Annotated in this window: 10 protein-coding genes and 1 riboswitch; of the genes, 9 read left to right on the forward strand and 1 reads right to left on the reverse strand. The window is 34.3% G+C overall.

Annotated elements, in window-relative coordinates; genetic code table 11:
- The first annotated feature begins 171 nt into the window (after nt 1-171).
- From ACFS3A_RS09205 to ACFS3A_RS09240, 8 genes are all read left to right on the forward strand, one after another.
- On the forward strand, nt 172-1596 hold the full coding sequence (locus tag ACFS3A_RS09205) for an amino acid permease (protein WP_379825111.1): 1425 nt from the start codon (nt 172-174) through the stop codon (nt 1594-1596).
- A gap of 53 nt (nt 1597-1649) precedes the next feature.
- Nucleotides 1650-2285, forward strand: a complete 636-nt coding sequence (locus tag ACFS3A_RS09210; protein WP_379825113.1) for an MEDS domain-containing protein — start codon at nt 1650-1652, stop codon at nt 2283-2285.
- A gap of 492 nt (nt 2286-2777) precedes the next feature.
- The gene (locus tag ACFS3A_RS09215) at nt 2778-3401 is read left to right on the forward strand and encodes a sigma-70 family RNA polymerase sigma factor (RefSeq protein ID WP_379825114.1); all 624 of its coding nucleotides are present in this window, start codon (nt 2778-2780) and stop codon (nt 3399-3401) included.
- Nucleotides 3402-3517: 116 nt separating this feature from the next.
- A complete protein-coding gene (locus ACFS3A_RS09220; RefSeq protein WP_379825115.1) occupies nt 3518-4675 on the forward strand; it encodes a FecR family protein in 1158 nt (385 codons plus the stop codon).
- Between the two features lie 106 nt (nt 4676-4781).
- The gene (locus ACFS3A_RS09225; protein ID WP_379825116.1) at nt 4782-8264 is read left to right on the forward strand and encodes a SusC/RagA family TonB-linked outer membrane protein; all 3483 of its coding nucleotides are present in this window, start codon (nt 4782-4784) and stop codon (nt 8262-8264) included.
- 10 nt (nt 8265-8274) lie between these two features.
- Complete coding sequence (locus ACFS3A_RS09230) at nt 8275-9687, forward strand: RagB/SusD family nutrient uptake outer membrane protein (protein WP_379825117.1); 1413 nt, start codon at nt 8275-8277, stop codon at nt 9685-9687.
- A 156-nt stretch (nt 9688-9843) separates the two neighbouring features.
- On the forward strand, nt 9844-10878 hold the full coding sequence (locus ACFS3A_RS09235) for a TlpA family protein disulfide reductase (RefSeq protein ID WP_379825119.1): 1035 nt from the start codon (nt 9844-9846) through the stop codon (nt 10876-10878).
- A gap of 56 nt (nt 10879-10934) precedes the next feature.
- Complete coding sequence (locus tag ACFS3A_RS09240) at nt 10935-13727, forward strand: M16 family metallopeptidase (RefSeq protein ID WP_379825120.1); 2793 nt, start codon at nt 10935-10937, stop codon at nt 13725-13727.
- A 117-nt stretch (nt 13728-13844) separates the two neighbouring features.
- Here ACFS3A_RS09240 and ACFS3A_RS09245 read toward each other — a convergent pair whose 3' ends face one another.
- On the reverse strand, nt 13845-14522 hold the full coding sequence (locus ACFS3A_RS09245) for an HAD family hydrolase (protein ID WP_379825121.1): 678 nt from the start codon (nt 14520-14522) through the stop codon (nt 13845-13847).
- Nucleotides 14523-14661: 139 nt separating this feature from the next.
- Nucleotides 14662-14759, reverse strand: a riboswitch (TPP riboswitch).
- Between the two features lie 356 nt (nt 14760-15115).
- On the opposite strand from ACFS3A_RS09245, the gene ACFS3A_RS09250 reads away from it, so the two are divergent.
- Nucleotides 15116-17491 carry a sulfatase-like hydrolase/transferase gene (locus ACFS3A_RS09250; protein WP_379825122.1) on the forward strand — a complete coding sequence of 792 codons (2376 nt, stop codon included), beginning with the start codon at nt 15116-15118 and terminating at the stop codon, nt 17489-17491.

Genomic DNA, 17491 nt, shown 5'->3' on the forward strand with positions numbered 1-17491 from the left:
AAAAGCAATTAGGTGTATTTGTACGTTGTAAATCCGTGAGTATAGATTGCTCACGGATTTTATTAAAAGGATTCTTTTAGCATAGTGTATGCTTTGTGCGATTCCTTTTTTAACTTATCTTCGCTGTTTATTCATTTGTGAGTACATTTGACTCATTAAAAAATCTAATCTGTGAAACAAAAACATGAAGATCTACAGGACAATCAGCTTAAACGTGGATTGACTAACCGACACATTCAGTTAATTGCCTTAGGCGGATCAATAGGAACAGGTCTTTTCCTTGGTATTGGTCCGGCAGCTGTATTAGCAGGACCATCTGTTATTTTAGGCTATGCTGTTGCCGGAATTATCGCTTTTTTTATTATGAGACAACTTGGCGAAATGGTTGTTGAAGAACCTGTATCAGGAAGTTTTAGCTATTTTGCTTATAAATATTGCGGTTCTTTCGCGGGTTTTGCTTCAGGTTGGAATTATTGGATTTTATATATTTTAGTGAGTATGGCTGAACTTACAGCCATTGGGGTTTATGTACAATTTTGGTGGCCCGAAATTCCGTTGTGGGCATCCAGTTTATTTTTCTTTCTGGTTATTAATGCTTTGAATTTTGCCTCTGTAAAAGTGTACGGAGAAACAGAATTTTGGTTTTCAATCATAAAAGTTGCCGCAATCATTGCCATGATTCTTTTTGGTACTTACCTGCTAATAAGTGGTACAGGAGGAGAACATGCTACAATTCATAATTTATATAACGATGGAGGTTTTTTTCCAAAAGGGCTCTTTGAAAAAAATACTGATGGCAGTTTTCAAGGTTTACTATCAGCAATGGCGTTGATTATGTTCTCTTTTGGTGGATTAGAACTTATTGGAATTACTGCAGCTGAAGCAGAAAATCCGGAAAAAAATATTCCAAAAGCCACTAATCAGGTTATTTATAGAATCCTTATATTTTATGTTGGGGCATTGGTTATTTTATTTGCTTTATCGCCCTGGAGACAAATTACGACAGACAGTAGTCCGTTTGTAATGGTTTTTCAAAATTTAAACGGAATGGAATTTGAGTTGTTTGGACACAAGATATTCTTCACAAGTCTTATAGCCAATGTGCTTAATTTAATTGTCTTAACTGCCGCTTTGTCTGTATACAATAGCAGTGTTTACAGTAACTCCCGTATGTTGTTTGGTTTAGCAGATCAGGGTAGTGCGCCTGAGTTTTTAAAGAAGTTAAACAAACAATCGGTGCCCGTTAATGCCATTTTAATTTCTTCATGCTTTGCTGCTATTTGTATTTTAATAAACAAAGTAATTCCGGAAGAAGCTTTTAGTATTTTAATGTCTTTAGTTGTGTCTTGTTTGGTGATTAACTGGGTTATGATTTCTTATACGCATTTAAAGTTTAGACAAGCGAAAGACAAGGAAAATACCAAAACGAAGTTTGCTTCTATATTTTATCCAATAAGCAATTACATCTGTTTTGTATTTTTATTGGGTATTTTATCCATAATGTGGATGACGAATATGAAGATATCTGTAGAATTAATTCCTATTTGGCTGGGGATTCTTTTTATATTTTATAAAGTTTTTAAGAAGAAAAAATAAATCCGAAGAACGTATAAAGTTATATTGAAAACTAAATTATGTATATTTGATATATGAACAAACAGACATCTTTTTCGGTATGTGGAGAATCATTGTCGGCTCCAATGCACATTTGCGGTTTTTTCGATTCCAGAGAACAGCAATATGAGGTAATTATTCCTTATATTTTGGAAGGACTGGAAGCGAATGATAAAGTAATTAATATTCTTGAAGGAAACCGTCATGGTGAGCATTGTCGTTGTCTCTCTGATAATGGCGTATCTATTGCTCAAAAACTGGCGAGTGGTCAGTTGGAGGTGCTGGCTTCTGAAAATACTTACATCAAGGATGGTGAGTTTGCTGCCGAAAAAATGTATAAAATGCTCGAACAAACTCTATTATCTGCTTCAAGAGCTGGTTATGATAGTGTAAGGGCGTGCGGAGATATGGTTTGGGCTCTCAAAAATCTGCCAGGAACCGAAGAACTCTTAGAATACGAAGCCAGACTGAATCTACTTACACCACAACATGCAGTTTCACTAATTTGTATGTATGATATTAGCAGTTTCAGCCCAGGTACACTTACAGATATATTGCTTACACATCCTTATGTAATTAAGGATGGAAAGATCAGCAAAAATCCACATTATGTAGAACCTTTAGAATTGATTTCAAGTCTTTCTTCTCGATCTGGTGCGCTTAAGTCTTAAGTAATTATTTTTTATTTCCTGATAGTCCGACTCCCCGAAGAGTTCAACTGAATAACTGCACAATCCTGAAACATTTTGGGACTGACTTTACGTATTTTTTGATCCGTTTTAAATGAAACTTTGCTGGTGAGAGTATCTCGCGTGTGCACTTAATACTCAAAATCAATTTACATGATTATCTCAATTGCTAGAATGGGCATGGCAGATAGCTACAGATTAATTAGTTGAGACCTAAATTTTCTTTACCAGTATTAATTAAAGTAATTTTATTGAATTAATTGCAATTTTGATGTAGTCACTTTGATTTTTGCAATATTATATAAGTTTCTATTTTTCAAAATTATCCTGAGTACTGTGAAAATTTGCGACTTTAATCTTTAAACAAGTACTGCGTAAAATTTAATAGTAAAAACGATTTCTAAATCAATAATAAAATAGCATTAAAGTATTATTTTTTAAAATAAGAATCTAACAAATAAAATATACTGTAAAATGACATCCGATTTTAATCCTGATGTTATTAATTTATTATTTTTACAACCAGACATAGAATTTTTAAAAGGCACAGAAAAATTGAATTCAGGTAATAGCCCACGTATTAAGGACGATTTGAAAACGGTATTTGACCTATATTACGAAGCTCTCGTATTATATGCAAATCGCTTTGTGATTGTTCTTGATGAGTGTGAAGATCTTGTTCAGGACTTATTAATTGAGTTGTGGGAAAAAAATCCCTATTTTCCTGATGATATTTCCCTTAAGGTTTTTTTATACAAGTCTACACGTAATAAATGTTTGAATGCTATTAAGCATAGTAAGGTTAAGGATAAATATGCAGCCGCAAATTCTATTGCACAGTTAGAAGATGACAGCTTATTTTTAGAACAAATTCTAGAGGAAGAAATAGTCAGACAGCTCTATCAGGCCATTGAGCTGCTTCCCGACCGTAAAAAAGAAATTATAAAATTGAGCCTGAAAGGATTAAAAAATCAGGAAATCTCAGAAATACTCAATATAAAACTTCAAACTGTAAAAACTTTAAAATCCCAGTCCTATACAATTCTACGACAGCAGTTTCAGGATTTGGATACTTTTTTATACTTCTTATTATCGTAAAAATAGCTCTCGTTTAGTGGTGTTTTAACTTTTTTTTTGCTTTTTATGTAAAAAAAATCAAAAAGCGATAGTACTTTTTTATCTCTTTGTTGTTCTATATAAAAAAGGATAACCTAATGCGAGATATTTTCCACTTATCTGTATTGATAATTAAAAAGAAACTGAAGATTTTAAAAGATGATGAAAGACATCTTTTAAAGTCAATAAAAAACGAGCACTCTATTAATAAGAAAACTGATTTTGCAAACATCGTCAAAAAAATTTCAGATTATTCTTTAATAAATAAAGAGCAGGCGTGGAATTCGATTTTGGAAAAAAGAACACGAAATATAGTTCCACTTTATCCAAATAAAAAACAGTCATGGTATAAATATGCCGCAGCTGCATCTTTAGTATTGCTTTTTTCCGTTACTTATTTTGTGTGGAATAAAAACGGCATTAAATCACAAGACAAGATCGTGACAAATGAGGTTATTGAAATCGGAAGTAATAAAGCAACTTTAACCCTTGAAGACGGATCTGTAGTTGGGCTTGAAAAAGGTGCTGCTTATAATAATCAGAATGCTTCCAGTAATGGCGAGAAAATTGTTTATAAATCAGGACAAAAAACTGCTTCCCAAGCTTTCAATGTTTTAACGATTCCAACTGGAGGTCAGTTTAATATACAGCTTGCAGATGGAACCAAAGTTTGGCTTAATTCCGAGTCTCAGTTAAAGTTTCCTGTAGCCTTTACAGAAGGAGAAACAAGAGAGGTGCAACTTATTTATGGAGAGGCTTACTTTCAGGTTTCCCACAGCACCGAGCATAAAGGATCTCATTTTAAAGTTTTATCAAAGGGACAAAATATTGAAGTGCTGGGAACCGAATTTAATCTTAAAGCTTATCAGGATGAGGAATCTGTTTTTACAACTCTTGTTAATGGTAAAGTTAAGTTGTCAAGTTTAAATGCAGGAAGTACATTTTTAAAACCTGGACAACAGTCTGTTTTAGATAAAGAAGGAACCGAATTCATTATTAAAAATGTCGACGTATTTAATGAAGTTTCATGGAAAGAGGGCATATTCAGCTTTAATGCAATGCCATTAAAAGACATCATGAAAGTGCTGTCGAGATGGTATGATGTGAAAGTGGTATTCAGAGATCCTAAAAATGAAATGGTTCGAATTAATGGGATATTAGACAAAGATCAAAAAATAGAGGAAATTTTAAATATAATAAGCAAAACAAACAAGATACCGTATGAAATAAAAGAGAAGACAATTATTTTTAAATAAATCTTTAAAAAGGAAAAACGGCTCGAATCTGGAAAATACTAACCGTTTGTTCCCTTAAGAAGGTTTATAATTAAACGCAAAGATTAACCAAAAACCAACCAAATTTATGGAAATTAATTTTACCAGTGCTTTTTCGTGGAAGAAAAAAAGCATCTCGATTTATCTTATGAGAGCAATAGTTATTTTTTTATCCCTTTTCTTATTTAGCTTTATACCTAATGAAGTATTGTCGCAGAATGCTAAAATTGTAATAAAGAGCGATGTTACTCTAACTCCCGATCAGGTTTTTAATTTAATCAGGCAGCAGACTAAGTATAGATTTGCGTATCGTTATGATATGTTTGCCAATCTTCCTGATGTCAAGCTTGAAAAAGGGACAATCACGATAGGAAATCTAATAAATAAGACACTATCAGCAGGAAATTTCAAATATGAAGAATCTGCAAATAATACTATAATTATTAAAGAAGTACCAGTAAATGCGGGGCTGAAAACTGCAGCGATAGAAATTAAAGGAAGAGTTACAGATAACAATGGTGTGCCGTTGCCGGGTGTTAATGTAATTTCAGAAATGAATTCAGCCCGAACAACTACACTTGTAGTAACCGATTTTGATGGAAAATACTCCATTAGTGTTCCCAACGAACAAACCGTTTTGATGTTTTATTTTATGGGTTTTGAAACTCAAAAAATCACTGTAGGCAATAAAACCACTATCGATGTAAGTTTGAAACCAAGTGTGAGTAAGCTGGATGAAATTGTACTTATTGGTTACGGACAACAAAAAAGTACTAACGTGACAGGTGCGGTTTCTTCTGTAAAAATGACCGATTTTGTACAACAGTCAAACGGCGTAGCAGGTTTTGACCGTGCATTGGGCGGATTGATAAAAGGGGTTCAGGTTTCTCAAAATTCAGGACGTCCGGGTTCTCCTGTTATGATAAACATTAGAGGAATTACTTCTCCTCTATCAGGAAGTTTAAATCAGCCGTTATATGTTATTGATGGAGTGCCTTTTAATGTAGATGGAATGCCGGGAACTTACGATGGAGGAAGCAATCCGTTATTGACTTTAAATCCAAATGATATTGAAAGCATCAATATTTTAAAGGATGCTGCGGCAACTTCGATCTATGGTTCCAGAGGAGCAAATGGAGTTATTATTGTAACTTCTAAAAAAGGGAAAAAAGGAAAGCCGGTTACCAATGTTAATTACAGCACTTTTTTTGCGACACCTATCAATACGGTACGCAGTTTAAACACGGCTGAATACAAAAGTTTTTTCAATAGAATTCTTTCCAGTTCAACAATGTCTCCTTATGATATGGGAATGCTGAATTTTGCCAATATGGATTTCTCCAAAAATCCGCCTACATATTTAGGTTTAAATGAAGATGCTTTTGGTAAAGAAGATATCAATTGGAATGATAAAGTTTTTCGAGATATGGCACTGACTCAACAGGCTAATATTAATTTTTCCGGAGGTTCAGACATGACCAATTATATTTTCGGATTATCTCTTATAGATCAGGAAGGTTTGGTTGTTAACGATAATTATAATCAATACAATACCAGATTTCATATTGATTCTAAACTTTCTAAATATGTAAAAGTAGGAGGAACTATGAATGGAGGTTATAATAAATCGAAATCCGGAGAAACTTCTACCAGAATGAGTGCCGGAGTAAATACAGCTGCAGTACAGGCAAGACCAGATCAGCCTTATTTGGATGCACAGGGAAATTTAATTCCGTGGTCAGATTACACGTATGGTTTTGAGACTTTTACACCAAATCCGTTGCAGACATTAAATAATAAAAACATCAGAAATTCGTATAATTTTATTGGTAATTCTTATATCGAAGTAACTCCAATTTCAAATTTAACGCTTAAAGCAGATTTAAATTCGGCTTTGTTTATCAATCAGAATTCTATTTTTTCGCCAAAAAGTACAATGGTTAATTTCGGTTACGCAAACAAATCAACTTTAACTGATTTAGAAAACGTAAACAGTAACCTTACCACCAATTTAACAGCTAATTACGATTTTAAAATTAAAGACAATAATTTTGGTTTTTTAGTTGGTTATTCTTGGGACAGAACAAAATATAGAGATAAAAGAAATGCGTATTCAGGTTTCCCGGATGATGAAGTTTTAATCAATGCAAGTTCAGCTGAAAGAGTAACTTCATATTCTGATCAGACTGTAGAATCTGGTATTAACTCCCTGTTTTCTCGTTTGACTTATAACTATAAAGACAAATACAATCTTACCGTTAACTTTAGAACGGATGCATCTTCTAAATTTGGGCCGGACAATAAAAGAGGTTATTTCCCATCTGTTTCTGGAACTTGGAATTTAGCCAAAGAAAATTTCTTAGCAGACAATGACTATATTAATAAACTGCAATTGCGCGGTAGTATTGGTAAAGTTGGATCTACCAATGTTGCAAACTTTTCTTATCTGCAATTTTTCAGCACCAGTTCTTCTAACTTATATGCAGGCAGTACAGCGGTAGTAGCATCAAGCACATTACCGAACCAAAATATTGGATGGGAGACTACAAAAGAGTATAACTTAGGTTTAGATTTCTCCATTATAAAAGACAGAATCAAAGGAAGTTTCGATTATTATAACAGAAGTACAACTGGAGCATTGGCACAGACTCCTGTTCCGTTGGAGTTAGGTCCTTCGCAATATTATTCTAATTTAATGGATGTTTCAAACAAAGGAATAGAAATTTCATTAGGTGCAGATATTATTAAAACTCAGGATTTTCTATGGAGTTTTAATATCAACTGGTCATTAAACAGAAACATTTTAGAGAAATTAAACAGTGCGACAATAAGCAGTAACATTGCAGATAATTATACTGTTGGAAAACCAGTTGGAACTTTGACTGGTTACAAAGTGGTTAAAATAATTCAGACTCAGGAGGAAGTAAACAAACTAAATGCCGGAGCGCCAGACGGAGTATATAGCAGAGCTTCTTTAAGTGTTGGTGATTATATGTTTGAAGACATTAACGGAGACGGTAAAATTACCTCATTAGACAGAACTGTTATTGGAACAATGCAGCCAGATTATTTCGGAGGATTTTCAAATGTATTAACCTATAAAGGTTTATCATTAAGTTCTTTATTTCAATATTCTGTTGGAGCTCAGGCTTATTGGGATATGCTGTTGTTTCAGGGAGCCAATTATTTAGGGCAGAATGTGGTAGCAGAATATGGAAATAATACCTGGAGTCCTGATAATACAGGAGCAAGATTTGCTAAACCAACCTATCAGGATCCATCAGGAAACTCAAGATCTTCCGACAGACAAATGTATAGTACGTCTTATTTAAGACTAAAAAGTATTCAGTTAACGTATCAGTTACCAAAACAGATTATAGATAATCTTCATTTAAGCAGCGGGAATGTTTTTGTTAGTGGTACCAACTTATGGACCTTAACCAAATGGCCGGGAAGTGATCCTGAATCTTATGGAGAAAGCGGACTTCCGTCAATCACTGGAAGAACCAGAAATAATGATCCGTATCCGCTTGCAAAAGCAATTTCGTTAGGGTTTAATCTGCAATTTTAATTTAATTATCATGAAAAAAATAAAACATATTAAGTTTATATATCTGTGTATTTGCTCTCTTTCTATCGCAAGCTGTAGTATTGATGAAGTAAAACCAATCAATCAGTTAACAGATGAAAATGTTATCAGGGATAAAGAGTCAGCACAAAATGCTTTAAATGGAGTGTATAAACAATGGAGAGAATACAATACAGGATTTTTACCAATTCATTTGGCAGCAGAAGGAAATGAAGGTTTTATTACCGGCGCTATTTCTGGCTCTACAGGTATGAATCTGAATCAGGTTGATCCTGACAATGATTATCTTTCTTCAGTTTATAATAATTACTATGCGATTATAAATCAGGCCAATATTGTAATTGAAAAATTAGAAAATGGCAGCGCAGTAGGTATTGACGAACCAAGTAAATTACAAATGATTGCCCAATCAAAATTTAACAGAGCGCTGGCTTATTTTAATTTGCTTAGAAATTTTGGGCAGTTTTATGATTTAGGTTCTACTTACGGAGTAGTAGTGCGAACTAAATTTTCCCGAGATGTAGAAGCTCAAAAACGAAATACAGTTCAGGAAAGCTATAATCTGATCATTCAGGATTTAGAATATGCGATAACAAACGGCCCTAAAAATGTAAAACATTATTATGGAGGAAGTCTGGCAGCAAAAGCATTGCTTGCAAAAGTAAAACTGACTACAAAAGATTATACAGGAGCTGCAACTCTGGCACTTGAGGTAATCAATAACTCAGAAAATTATGCACTTGAAACGAGTTATGCAGCAATATTTACAAATTCGTACAATTCAAAAGAAGTCATTTTTGCACCTTATACCAATCTTACAACCACTGAAAAAGATGTTTCGATGAACCAAATAAACAGAACGACTTTCAGTACGATTTTAGATAAAGTGGCAGATGCACAGGTAGCCGGAACAGGAAGTTTAACAGGAAATGGATCAGGGTATGATTCCAGATTTTTATTTGCTTATTCTGCCAACACAAAAGGGACAAACAAACAAGGTAAATATCCTTTTAACTCAAGTGGAAATACAGGAATTGGAAACACCAACTATTATCTTAGAATGGCAGAAATGTATTTAATTTACGCAGAAGCCATCGTACGAAGCAACGGCGATTCGAGTTTGGCTCTTACTAAATTAAATGCCATAAGAAATCGTTCCGGAGCAACTGCAAAAGTATTTACTACTAAAGAACAATTATTAAAAGACATTCGGGAAGAAAAACTCTTAGAACTGTTCTTCGAAAATGGAGAATGCTGGTACGATTTAATTCGTTATCATGCTTTAGGAGATGTTTCAGCATTTACTGAAAAACCTTCTTTGACTTCGGTGAATCAATTCATACTTCCAATTCCTTTGAAAGCAATGATTGGTAATAAATTGTTAGAAAAGAATCCGGGATATTAGATATCCATTACCCTTGAATCGGAATTAGTATTCATTTTTTTTAATGCTTAGTGTTTATCTGATAGGTTGTTAAAACCTATCAGGTACACTAAACTATTACCTTATTTTAAAATTTCAACATCAATTATACTTTAACATTTTAATAAAAAATCAACAATGAAAACAAATTTGAAACAAATACTTGTTCTATTGGCTTTGCCATTCATTTCAGTGAATGCTCAGACTAAAAATGCAGATTATGCAATCGTTTCGGGAAAAATTACTAAACCTATTGAAGGAAAAGAATTAAAACTATTGAATAGAAAAGAGAATAAAAATTTTACAATAAAAATTAACAGCGATGGCACTTTTAAAGAAACCATTAAGTTAGATAATCCTGGTTATTACAGTTTTTATTATGCAAAAGGAAATGTGGTGTATCTTAAAAAAGGATCTGACTTAAAAGTTAAGTTTGTAAATGAAGCAAAATCTTTAAAATTTGAAGGAAATGGAAGCATCGAAAACTCCATATTATATTTAAAAGATTCGCTTAATAATGCTTTGATCGGAGAATTTCCGTACAGTGACTTTTTAAGTCTGGAAGAAAAAGAATATAACAGACAGATTGATGCTTACAAAAAAACAATAATAGATTTGGTAGAAAAAAACAAAGGAAAAATTGATCCGGCATTTTCAGCCAAACAAGTAGAAGATGTTTCTAAATTGAAAGAAAGCATGCAGCCAATGTATGAGGAACAGAAAAAAATATTAAAAGAACTGGCTCCCGGAATGGCATCTCCTGAATTCAACAATTACTTAAATTATGCAGGCGGAACAACTTCATTAAAAGACCTTCGTGGCAAATATGTTTACATAGATGTTTGGGCAACCTGGTGTCATCCATGTTTAAATGAAGTTCCTTTTTTGAATGAAATTGAAGAAAAATACAAAGATAAAAACATCACGTTTGTAAGTATTTCTATTGACAGGGAAAAAGAATTAGAAAAGTGGAGAGCAGTGATTGTTGAAAAAAAGATGGGCGGCATACAGCTTTGGGCAGGCGGTAATTCTCCTGTAGAATTTTCAGATCGTTATTACATTAAAGGAATTCCTCGTTTTATTTTGTTAGATCCAAAAGGCAATATTGTAAACCAAAATGCACCAAGACCGTCAGATGAAAAATTGGTAAAATTGCTTGACAGCTTACTGTAACGGATTGATCTAAAAATCAAAAAGTTACTTCAAGCTAAATATCTCAATCACAAAAAATGAAAAAATATATTTTACTGGGCTACTGCTCATTAGCTTTCTGCACCCTGATTTCAGCGCAGAATAAATCGGTTAACTTCAAGAAAATAAAAGAATTAGGCGGAATAGAAGAATATTTATACCAGCCAAATGGTATGAGTGTGCTTCTTTTACAGGACAATGCTTCGCCAGTTGCGACCGTGCAGATTGTTTATCGTGTAGGTTCTAAACATGAGGTTTTAGGAAACACGGGATCAACACATCTTCTGGAGCATTTAATGTTTAAGGGAACGCCAACTTTCAATAAAAAGAATAAAAATTCCATACCTGATGTTCTCCAGAATAATGGAGCGCAGATTAATGCTACGACCTGGTATGATAGAACTAATTATTATGAAACATTGCCGAGTGATAAAATAGAACTGGCGCTTCAGATCGAAGCCGACAGAATGCGTAATTCTTTACTGTTAAAAGAAGATAAAGAAGCAGAAATGACGGTGGTACGCAACGAATTTGAAAGAGGAGAAAATAATCCGAACAGTTTACTGGACAAAGAAATCTGGGCTTCGGCATATATTGCACATCCATATCATCATTCGACAATAGGATGGAAATCGGATATTGAAAAAGCACCGATTGAAGTTTTGAAGAACTTTTATAATATGTATTACTGGCCTGATAATGCGACTTTAACTATTATTGGAAATTTTAGAAAAGAGAATATTTTTGAATTAATCGAAAAGTATTTCGGAAAAATTACAAAAGCGCCGCACGTAATGCCTCAGCCTTACACGGAAGAACCTCAGCAATATGGTCCGCGTAAAATTGTGGTAAGAAAACCGGGAGAATTGGGTGTTGTCAACAAAGCGTACAAAATTCCGGGCGCTCTAAATGAAGATCTTCCAGCATTAAATATTCTGGCTCAGATTATTGGAAATGGGCCATCTGCAATTTTGAATAAAACTTTTGTTGATACTCGTTTAGGGAATTATTCTTATGCCAGCGCAACCAACTTTAAAGAAGTAGGATTATTTACAATTGGAGTAGGATTTCCAACCACTTCAAAACACGAAGATATTGATGCTAAAATCAGCGAAGTTGTGGCTAAAATCCAAAAAGAAGGCGTTACTCAGGATGAAGTAAACCGTGTTGTGGCAAAAATCAGCGCTCAGACTGTCTTGAAAAGAGATGGTTCCGGAGTAATTGCGTCAGAATTAAACGAAGCCATTGCATCGGGAGACTGGACAGATTATATAACAGGAGTTGACCGACTGAAAAAAGTAACTCCTGCTGATGTTCTTCGTGTAGCCAATAAATATTTGGTTGAAGACCAGAGTACAACAGGCTATTTTATTCCGAAACAATCCGGAAATCAAAATGTAGCTATTGTTAAAGCAAATAATTTCGTTGAAGAAAAGGAACCGTTTTATTACAGACATCCTGAAAATGAGCATAATCATGAAGAGATTGCATCCTCAGCTCTTTCATTAGAACAAAAAAATATTTCGGAAATTACTTTTGATGATACTGTAATCGAGAAATCAGCATCAGCTTATAAAAGAGAAAAAGTTTCCGGAATTGATGTGGTTGCTGTAAAAACTTCTGCTAAAGATTTTGTGACTGTTGCAGCTAGTATTTCGTTAGGAAATTATGCGAGTGAAACTAAAAATGATATAATTCCGGCTTTGACAGCTTCAATGCTTTCAAAAGGAACGACGATTAATGATAAATTCAAATTTTCAGAAAAATTACAGAAATTAGGTGTTTCTTTAAATGTAAATGCTTCCACTTTCAAAATCAACATTGGCTTTAAATGTTTGAAAAAAGATCTGGATCAGGTTGTTGCTTTACTGGCAGAAGAATTAAGAAATCCTTTGTTTGATACTAAAGAATTTGAGAATTTGAAACAGCAGTTTATCGGGAATACAAAGCAGAGTTTAAATGATCCGGGAGAAAGAGGCGATATTGCTTTGTCTCAGGCAATTTATCCAAAAGGAAATCCAAATTACAATTTGAGTGTTGAGGAAAATATCGAAAATATCAAAAAAGTAACTTTAGATGAAGTAAAAGCTTTTCATAAAAAATATTTCGGACCAGCTTCGATGCGATTAGTAATTGTAGGCGATACAGAAGGAGCAAACTTAAATAATTCCTTAAAAAAATCATTCAAAAACTGGAATGGCGGAGTATCAGAAAAATTAAAATTCGAAGAACCTTCAAAATCAAATTCAAAAACTGAAGTAGTGACAATTCCGGAGAAACCAAGTGCAGAATTGTTCATAGGACAATATACAGGTTTAAAAAGAGCCGATGCTGATTATATTCCGTTCTACATTGGAAACTATACATTAGGAGCCGGATTTGCAGGACGTTTAATGCAGACAGTTCGTGACAACGACGGATTGACCTACAACATTTCATCCGGAATTGGCGGAAACATTGAAACAGGCGGTTATTGGTTTGTAAATGCTTCTTTTAATCCAAATTTATTCCAGAAAGGTCTGGACGCCACAATGGTTCAGGTGGACAAATGGGTAAAAGACGGAATTACAGCCGAAGAACTGGAAAACAAGAAAACCAATTTAATTGGAAGTTTTAAGGTGGGAATGTCTACTACAAGCGGAATGGCGAGAACAATTTTAGGTTTTATCGAAAGAGGATTAGAACCAAATTATATTGACCAATATCCAAAAGACATTGAAAAAGCCACTTTGCAACAGGTAAACGATGCGATCAAAAAGTATGTAAAACTGGATAAAATGATTATCATCAAATCGGGTTCTTTAGACAAAGAGGGAAATCCGTTGAAATAAATTTAAAAACTTATGCTTTTATTGTTTTTTTTAGAAGTATAAACTATAAAAAAAGTATAAAAGAGCTGTCTTAGGACAGCTCTTTGTCAATTTAGCTTAAGCTAAAAATGTAAAGTTTTAATGATTTGTTTGGTGTTTTACTGTTGCGGACACGAATTGCAAATCTGCGTTATCGGGGTAGCTGTGAAGTATGTAATCTGCAATATCAAAAGTTAGGCTATCGTCGCCATTTGTAAATGCTATTACAGTCATTCCTGCATCTTTACCAGCTTTCATTCCATTAAAGGAGTCTTCTATAACAATACAATTTTCTGGTAAAACATTTAATTTTTTTGCTGTTGTAAGATACACAGCAGGATCCGGTTTTCCCTTTTTTTCATGTTCAGAAGAAGAAATAGCATCGAACAAATCGTTAATTCCGGCTCTTTCCAGACTTATTGCTATAAAAGATTCGGGTGAATTTGTTGCCAGACCTATTTTGTAGTTAGCTGCTTTTAAATGCTCGATAAAAGGTCTGATATTTTCTATAATACAGTCTTCGGTACGTATTAAATCCATAACTCTTCGAATTACCATTTGTTCGGCTTCTTCTAAAGTTACATTATGCCAGGGATATTTGGCAAACCAAAAGTTTGTTACTTCCCTAGTTGTCATTGTCTGTGTTAGCAACCGATCCGAATGAGAAAGTTGTACTCCTAATGAGCTAAATATTTCGGTTTCTGCCTGCTTCCAAAAATGTTCACTGTTAATTACAACACCGTCCATGTCGAATATTACAGCTTCTTTATTTTTCATTTATTCTATTATTTCTGCATTGTTAAACATCGGAGCCAGAAATGAGAAACGGTTTAAGGTTTCAAAATCTTTCCGAAGCATAAATTAATTTACAAACCTTGATAAAAGTTTAAGGAGGAATAGGCAGAATGTACCTGTACAGGAAGTATCTGCTTTTCCCTACGCCAGTATAAACTGATTCAGGTTCAAAGGGTGTTTCTCAATTCTGCTTCTGCCAGAATACCCCTAAAGCAATGCGAAAGTAGAAAAAAAATATTTTCTATTAAATAATTGTTTGTGATTAATTTTTAAAGCCCTCGCTGTTGCGAGCGTCTCGCTCGTGCACTAAGCCGTTTTACAACGATAGAGCAGATCTGTGCCCACAAAGATTGGTTAGTTCTCTTTGTAAATATAAAAAAGCACATTAGTTTATGTAGCTTTTGTTTTAATGATTTGTTTTGTGTCTTACTGTTGTGGGTACGGATTACAAATCTGCGCTATCGTTTTTTATGCTATAGTTTACTAAAATTGGTTGCAAATTATAATTTGCAACATTATAATAATTTTTTGTATTCGTTGGGTTTGTAATTTAGTGTATATCAAAATTATAGATTATGAGAATAATTAATAAATCAGGATTATTGCTATCTATTTTAACGATTGTTTTTATCAGTTGTAACCAATCAAAACAGAATGATGCTGTTATAGAAAAGAGCAATTCGGGAGAATTAGATCGAACTACATTACCAATTCCAGAACCTCCTTTTGGTGGTAAGATTGGGGAAACGTATAAAGACTCTAAAGAAGAATGGCCTAAATTAGTTACTCCGCCTCAAGGAGCTCCAAATGTTATTATAATTCTTTTAGATGATGTAGGTTTTGGTCAGGTAAGCACTTTTGGAGGTCCTGTTCCTACACCTGCATTAGATCAACTTGCTGCAAATGGTTTAAAATATAACCGATTCCATACTACGGCAATATGTGGACCCTCCAGAGCTGCATTGCTTACAGGACGAAATCATCATAACGCAGGATCAGGATTTTTAGCAGAATGGGCTACAGGTTTTCCAAGTTATGATTGTATGATTCCGAAAACGACTGCTACTTCGGGAAGAATATTAAAAGGTAATGGATACAGCACAAGCTGGTTTGGAAAAAATCATAATACACCAGATTGGGAAACTTCTGTTGTTGGTCCTTTTGATCGTTGGCCTACAGGTTTAGGATTTGATTACTTTTATGGATTTAACGCAGGAGAAACACATCAGTATTATCCAGTTCTTTTTGAAAATACAAAAGCAGTTGAGCCTAATAAAACACCTGAGCAAGGATATCATTTTATGACTGATATGACAGACAGGGCGATTAACTGGCTCGAATACAATAAAGCTCTTGCGCCACAGAAACCAGTCATGATGTATTTTGCTCCTGGAGCAGCACATGCGCCACATCATGCACCAAAGGAATGGCGTGATAAATTTAAAGGTCAATTTGATAAAGGCTGGGATGTAGTAAGACAGGAAACCTACGAGCGTCAGTTAAAAATGGGAATTATTCCAAAAGGAACCAAACTTACTCCAAGACCTGATTGGGTCACTCCTTGGGATAAACTTTCAGCTGATCAGAAAAAACTATTTGCCCGCTTAATGGAAAATTATGCAGGTTATCTTTCTTTTGCGGATCACGAAACAGGACGTCTCTTAGAAGCTATTAGTAAATTACCAGATGCCGATAATACTTTAGTGTTTTATATTGTGGGAGATAATGGAGCAAGCTCAGAAGGAGGTATGGAGGGAACTATTAATGAGATAAAAGCATTGAGCGGTATTGCAACTCCACTCACAGATAATTTGAAACATCTTGATGAAATTGGAAACCCTAATACAGAACCTCATTATCCTGTAGGTTGGGCATGGGCGGGTAATGCTCCGTTTCAATGGGTTAAACAAGTTGCATCGCATTTTGGAGGAAGCCGAAACCCTATGGTGGTAAGCTGGCCAAAAGTAATAAAGGACAAAGGAGGAATGCGTAGCCAGTTTGTGCATTTAATAGATGTACTGCCAACTATTCTGAACGCTTCACATTTACCATCTCCAAAAAGTGTTGACGGTGTTGAACAAAAACCAATGGACGGTGTTTCTTTTCTTCCCACTTTTAGTGATAAAAATGCTAAACCAGTTCGAACACGACAATATTTTGAAATCTTTAGTAATAGAGCAATTTATGATAACGGTTGGGTTGCTGCAACACAGCACACATTTCCTTGGCGACAGGATTATGCTCCGGGCAACTGGGATAAAGACAAATGGGAACTTTATAATATTGACGAAGATTATAGTGAATCTGTTGACCTAGCAAAAAAATATCCAGAGAAATTAGCAGAACTTAAAAATATATTTAATGAAGAAGCTAAAAAGTATAATGTATACCCGTTAGATGATAGAGGAACAGGAAGATTAATTTCTCCAAAACCCACACCATCAGATCCAAAACGTAAGCATTTTACTTTTTATGCGGGTGCGACAAGATTGGCTGAAACAGCATCACCGAACACTAAAAATAAATCGCATAGTATATCGGCAGATATTGAATTAAAATCTAAAGGAGATAGCGGTGTAATTGTTGCTTCTGGAGGAAGTTCAGCAGGATTTGCATTATATGTGCAAAATGGAAAACTCGTCTATCATTACAATTATTTTGATGAATCACGTTTTGTGATAACTTCTAAGGAATCTCTACCACTAGGGAAAAGTACTGTGAAATTTGATTTTACTTATGATGGAGGCGGAACAGGAAAAGGTGGTACAGGTAAACTTTATATTAATAATAAATTAGTTGGAGAAGGACGAATAGATAAAACTGTCGCTGCCCGTTTTGGAATTGACACTTTTGGAATTGGTGAAGATTCGGGATCTCCTGTGACATATGCTTATAAATTGCCTTTTAGGTTTACAGGAATTATCGATAAAGTTGATATAGATTTGAGGTAA

The sequence above is a fragment of the Flavobacterium notoginsengisoli genome, assembly GCF_042686225.1.
GTDB lineage: Bacteria > Bacteroidota > Bacteroidia > Flavobacteriales > Flavobacteriaceae > Flavobacterium > Flavobacterium notoginsengisoli.

Bases quoted from the DNA above. Each gene is read 5' to 3' on its own strand.
- ACFS3A_RS09235 (WP_379825119.1), top strand. From the start codon at position 9,844: ATGAAAACAAATTTGAAACAAATACTTGTTCTATTGGCTTTGCCATTC.
- ACFS3A_RS09250 (WP_379825122.1), top strand. From the start codon at position 15,116: ATGAGAATAATTAATAAATCAGGATTATTGCTATCTATTTTAACGATT.
- ACFS3A_RS09240 (WP_379825120.1), top strand. From the start codon at position 10,935: ATGAAAAAATATATTTTACTGGGCTACTGCTCATTAGCTTTCTGCACC.
- ACFS3A_RS09220 (WP_379825115.1), top strand. From the start codon at position 3,518: ATGCGAGATATTTTCCACTTATCTGTATTGATAATTAAAAAGAAACTG.
- ACFS3A_RS09210 (WP_379825113.1), top strand. From the start codon at position 1,650: ATGAACAAACAGACATCTTTTTCGGTATGTGGAGAATCATTGTCGGCT.
- ACFS3A_RS09215 (WP_379825114.1), top strand. From the start codon at position 2,778: ATGACATCCGATTTTAATCCTGATGTTATTAATTTATTATTTTTACAA.
- ACFS3A_RS09225 (WP_379825116.1), top strand. From the start codon at position 4,782: ATGGAAATTAATTTTACCAGTGCTTTTTCGTGGAAGAAAAAAAGCATC.
- ACFS3A_RS09245 (WP_379825121.1), bottom strand. From the start codon at position 14,522: ATGAAAAATAAAGAAGCTGTAATATTCGACATGGACGGTGTTGTAATT.
- ACFS3A_RS09230 (WP_379825117.1), top strand. From the start codon at position 8,275: ATGAAAAAAATAAAACATATTAAGTTTATATATCTGTGTATTTGCTCT.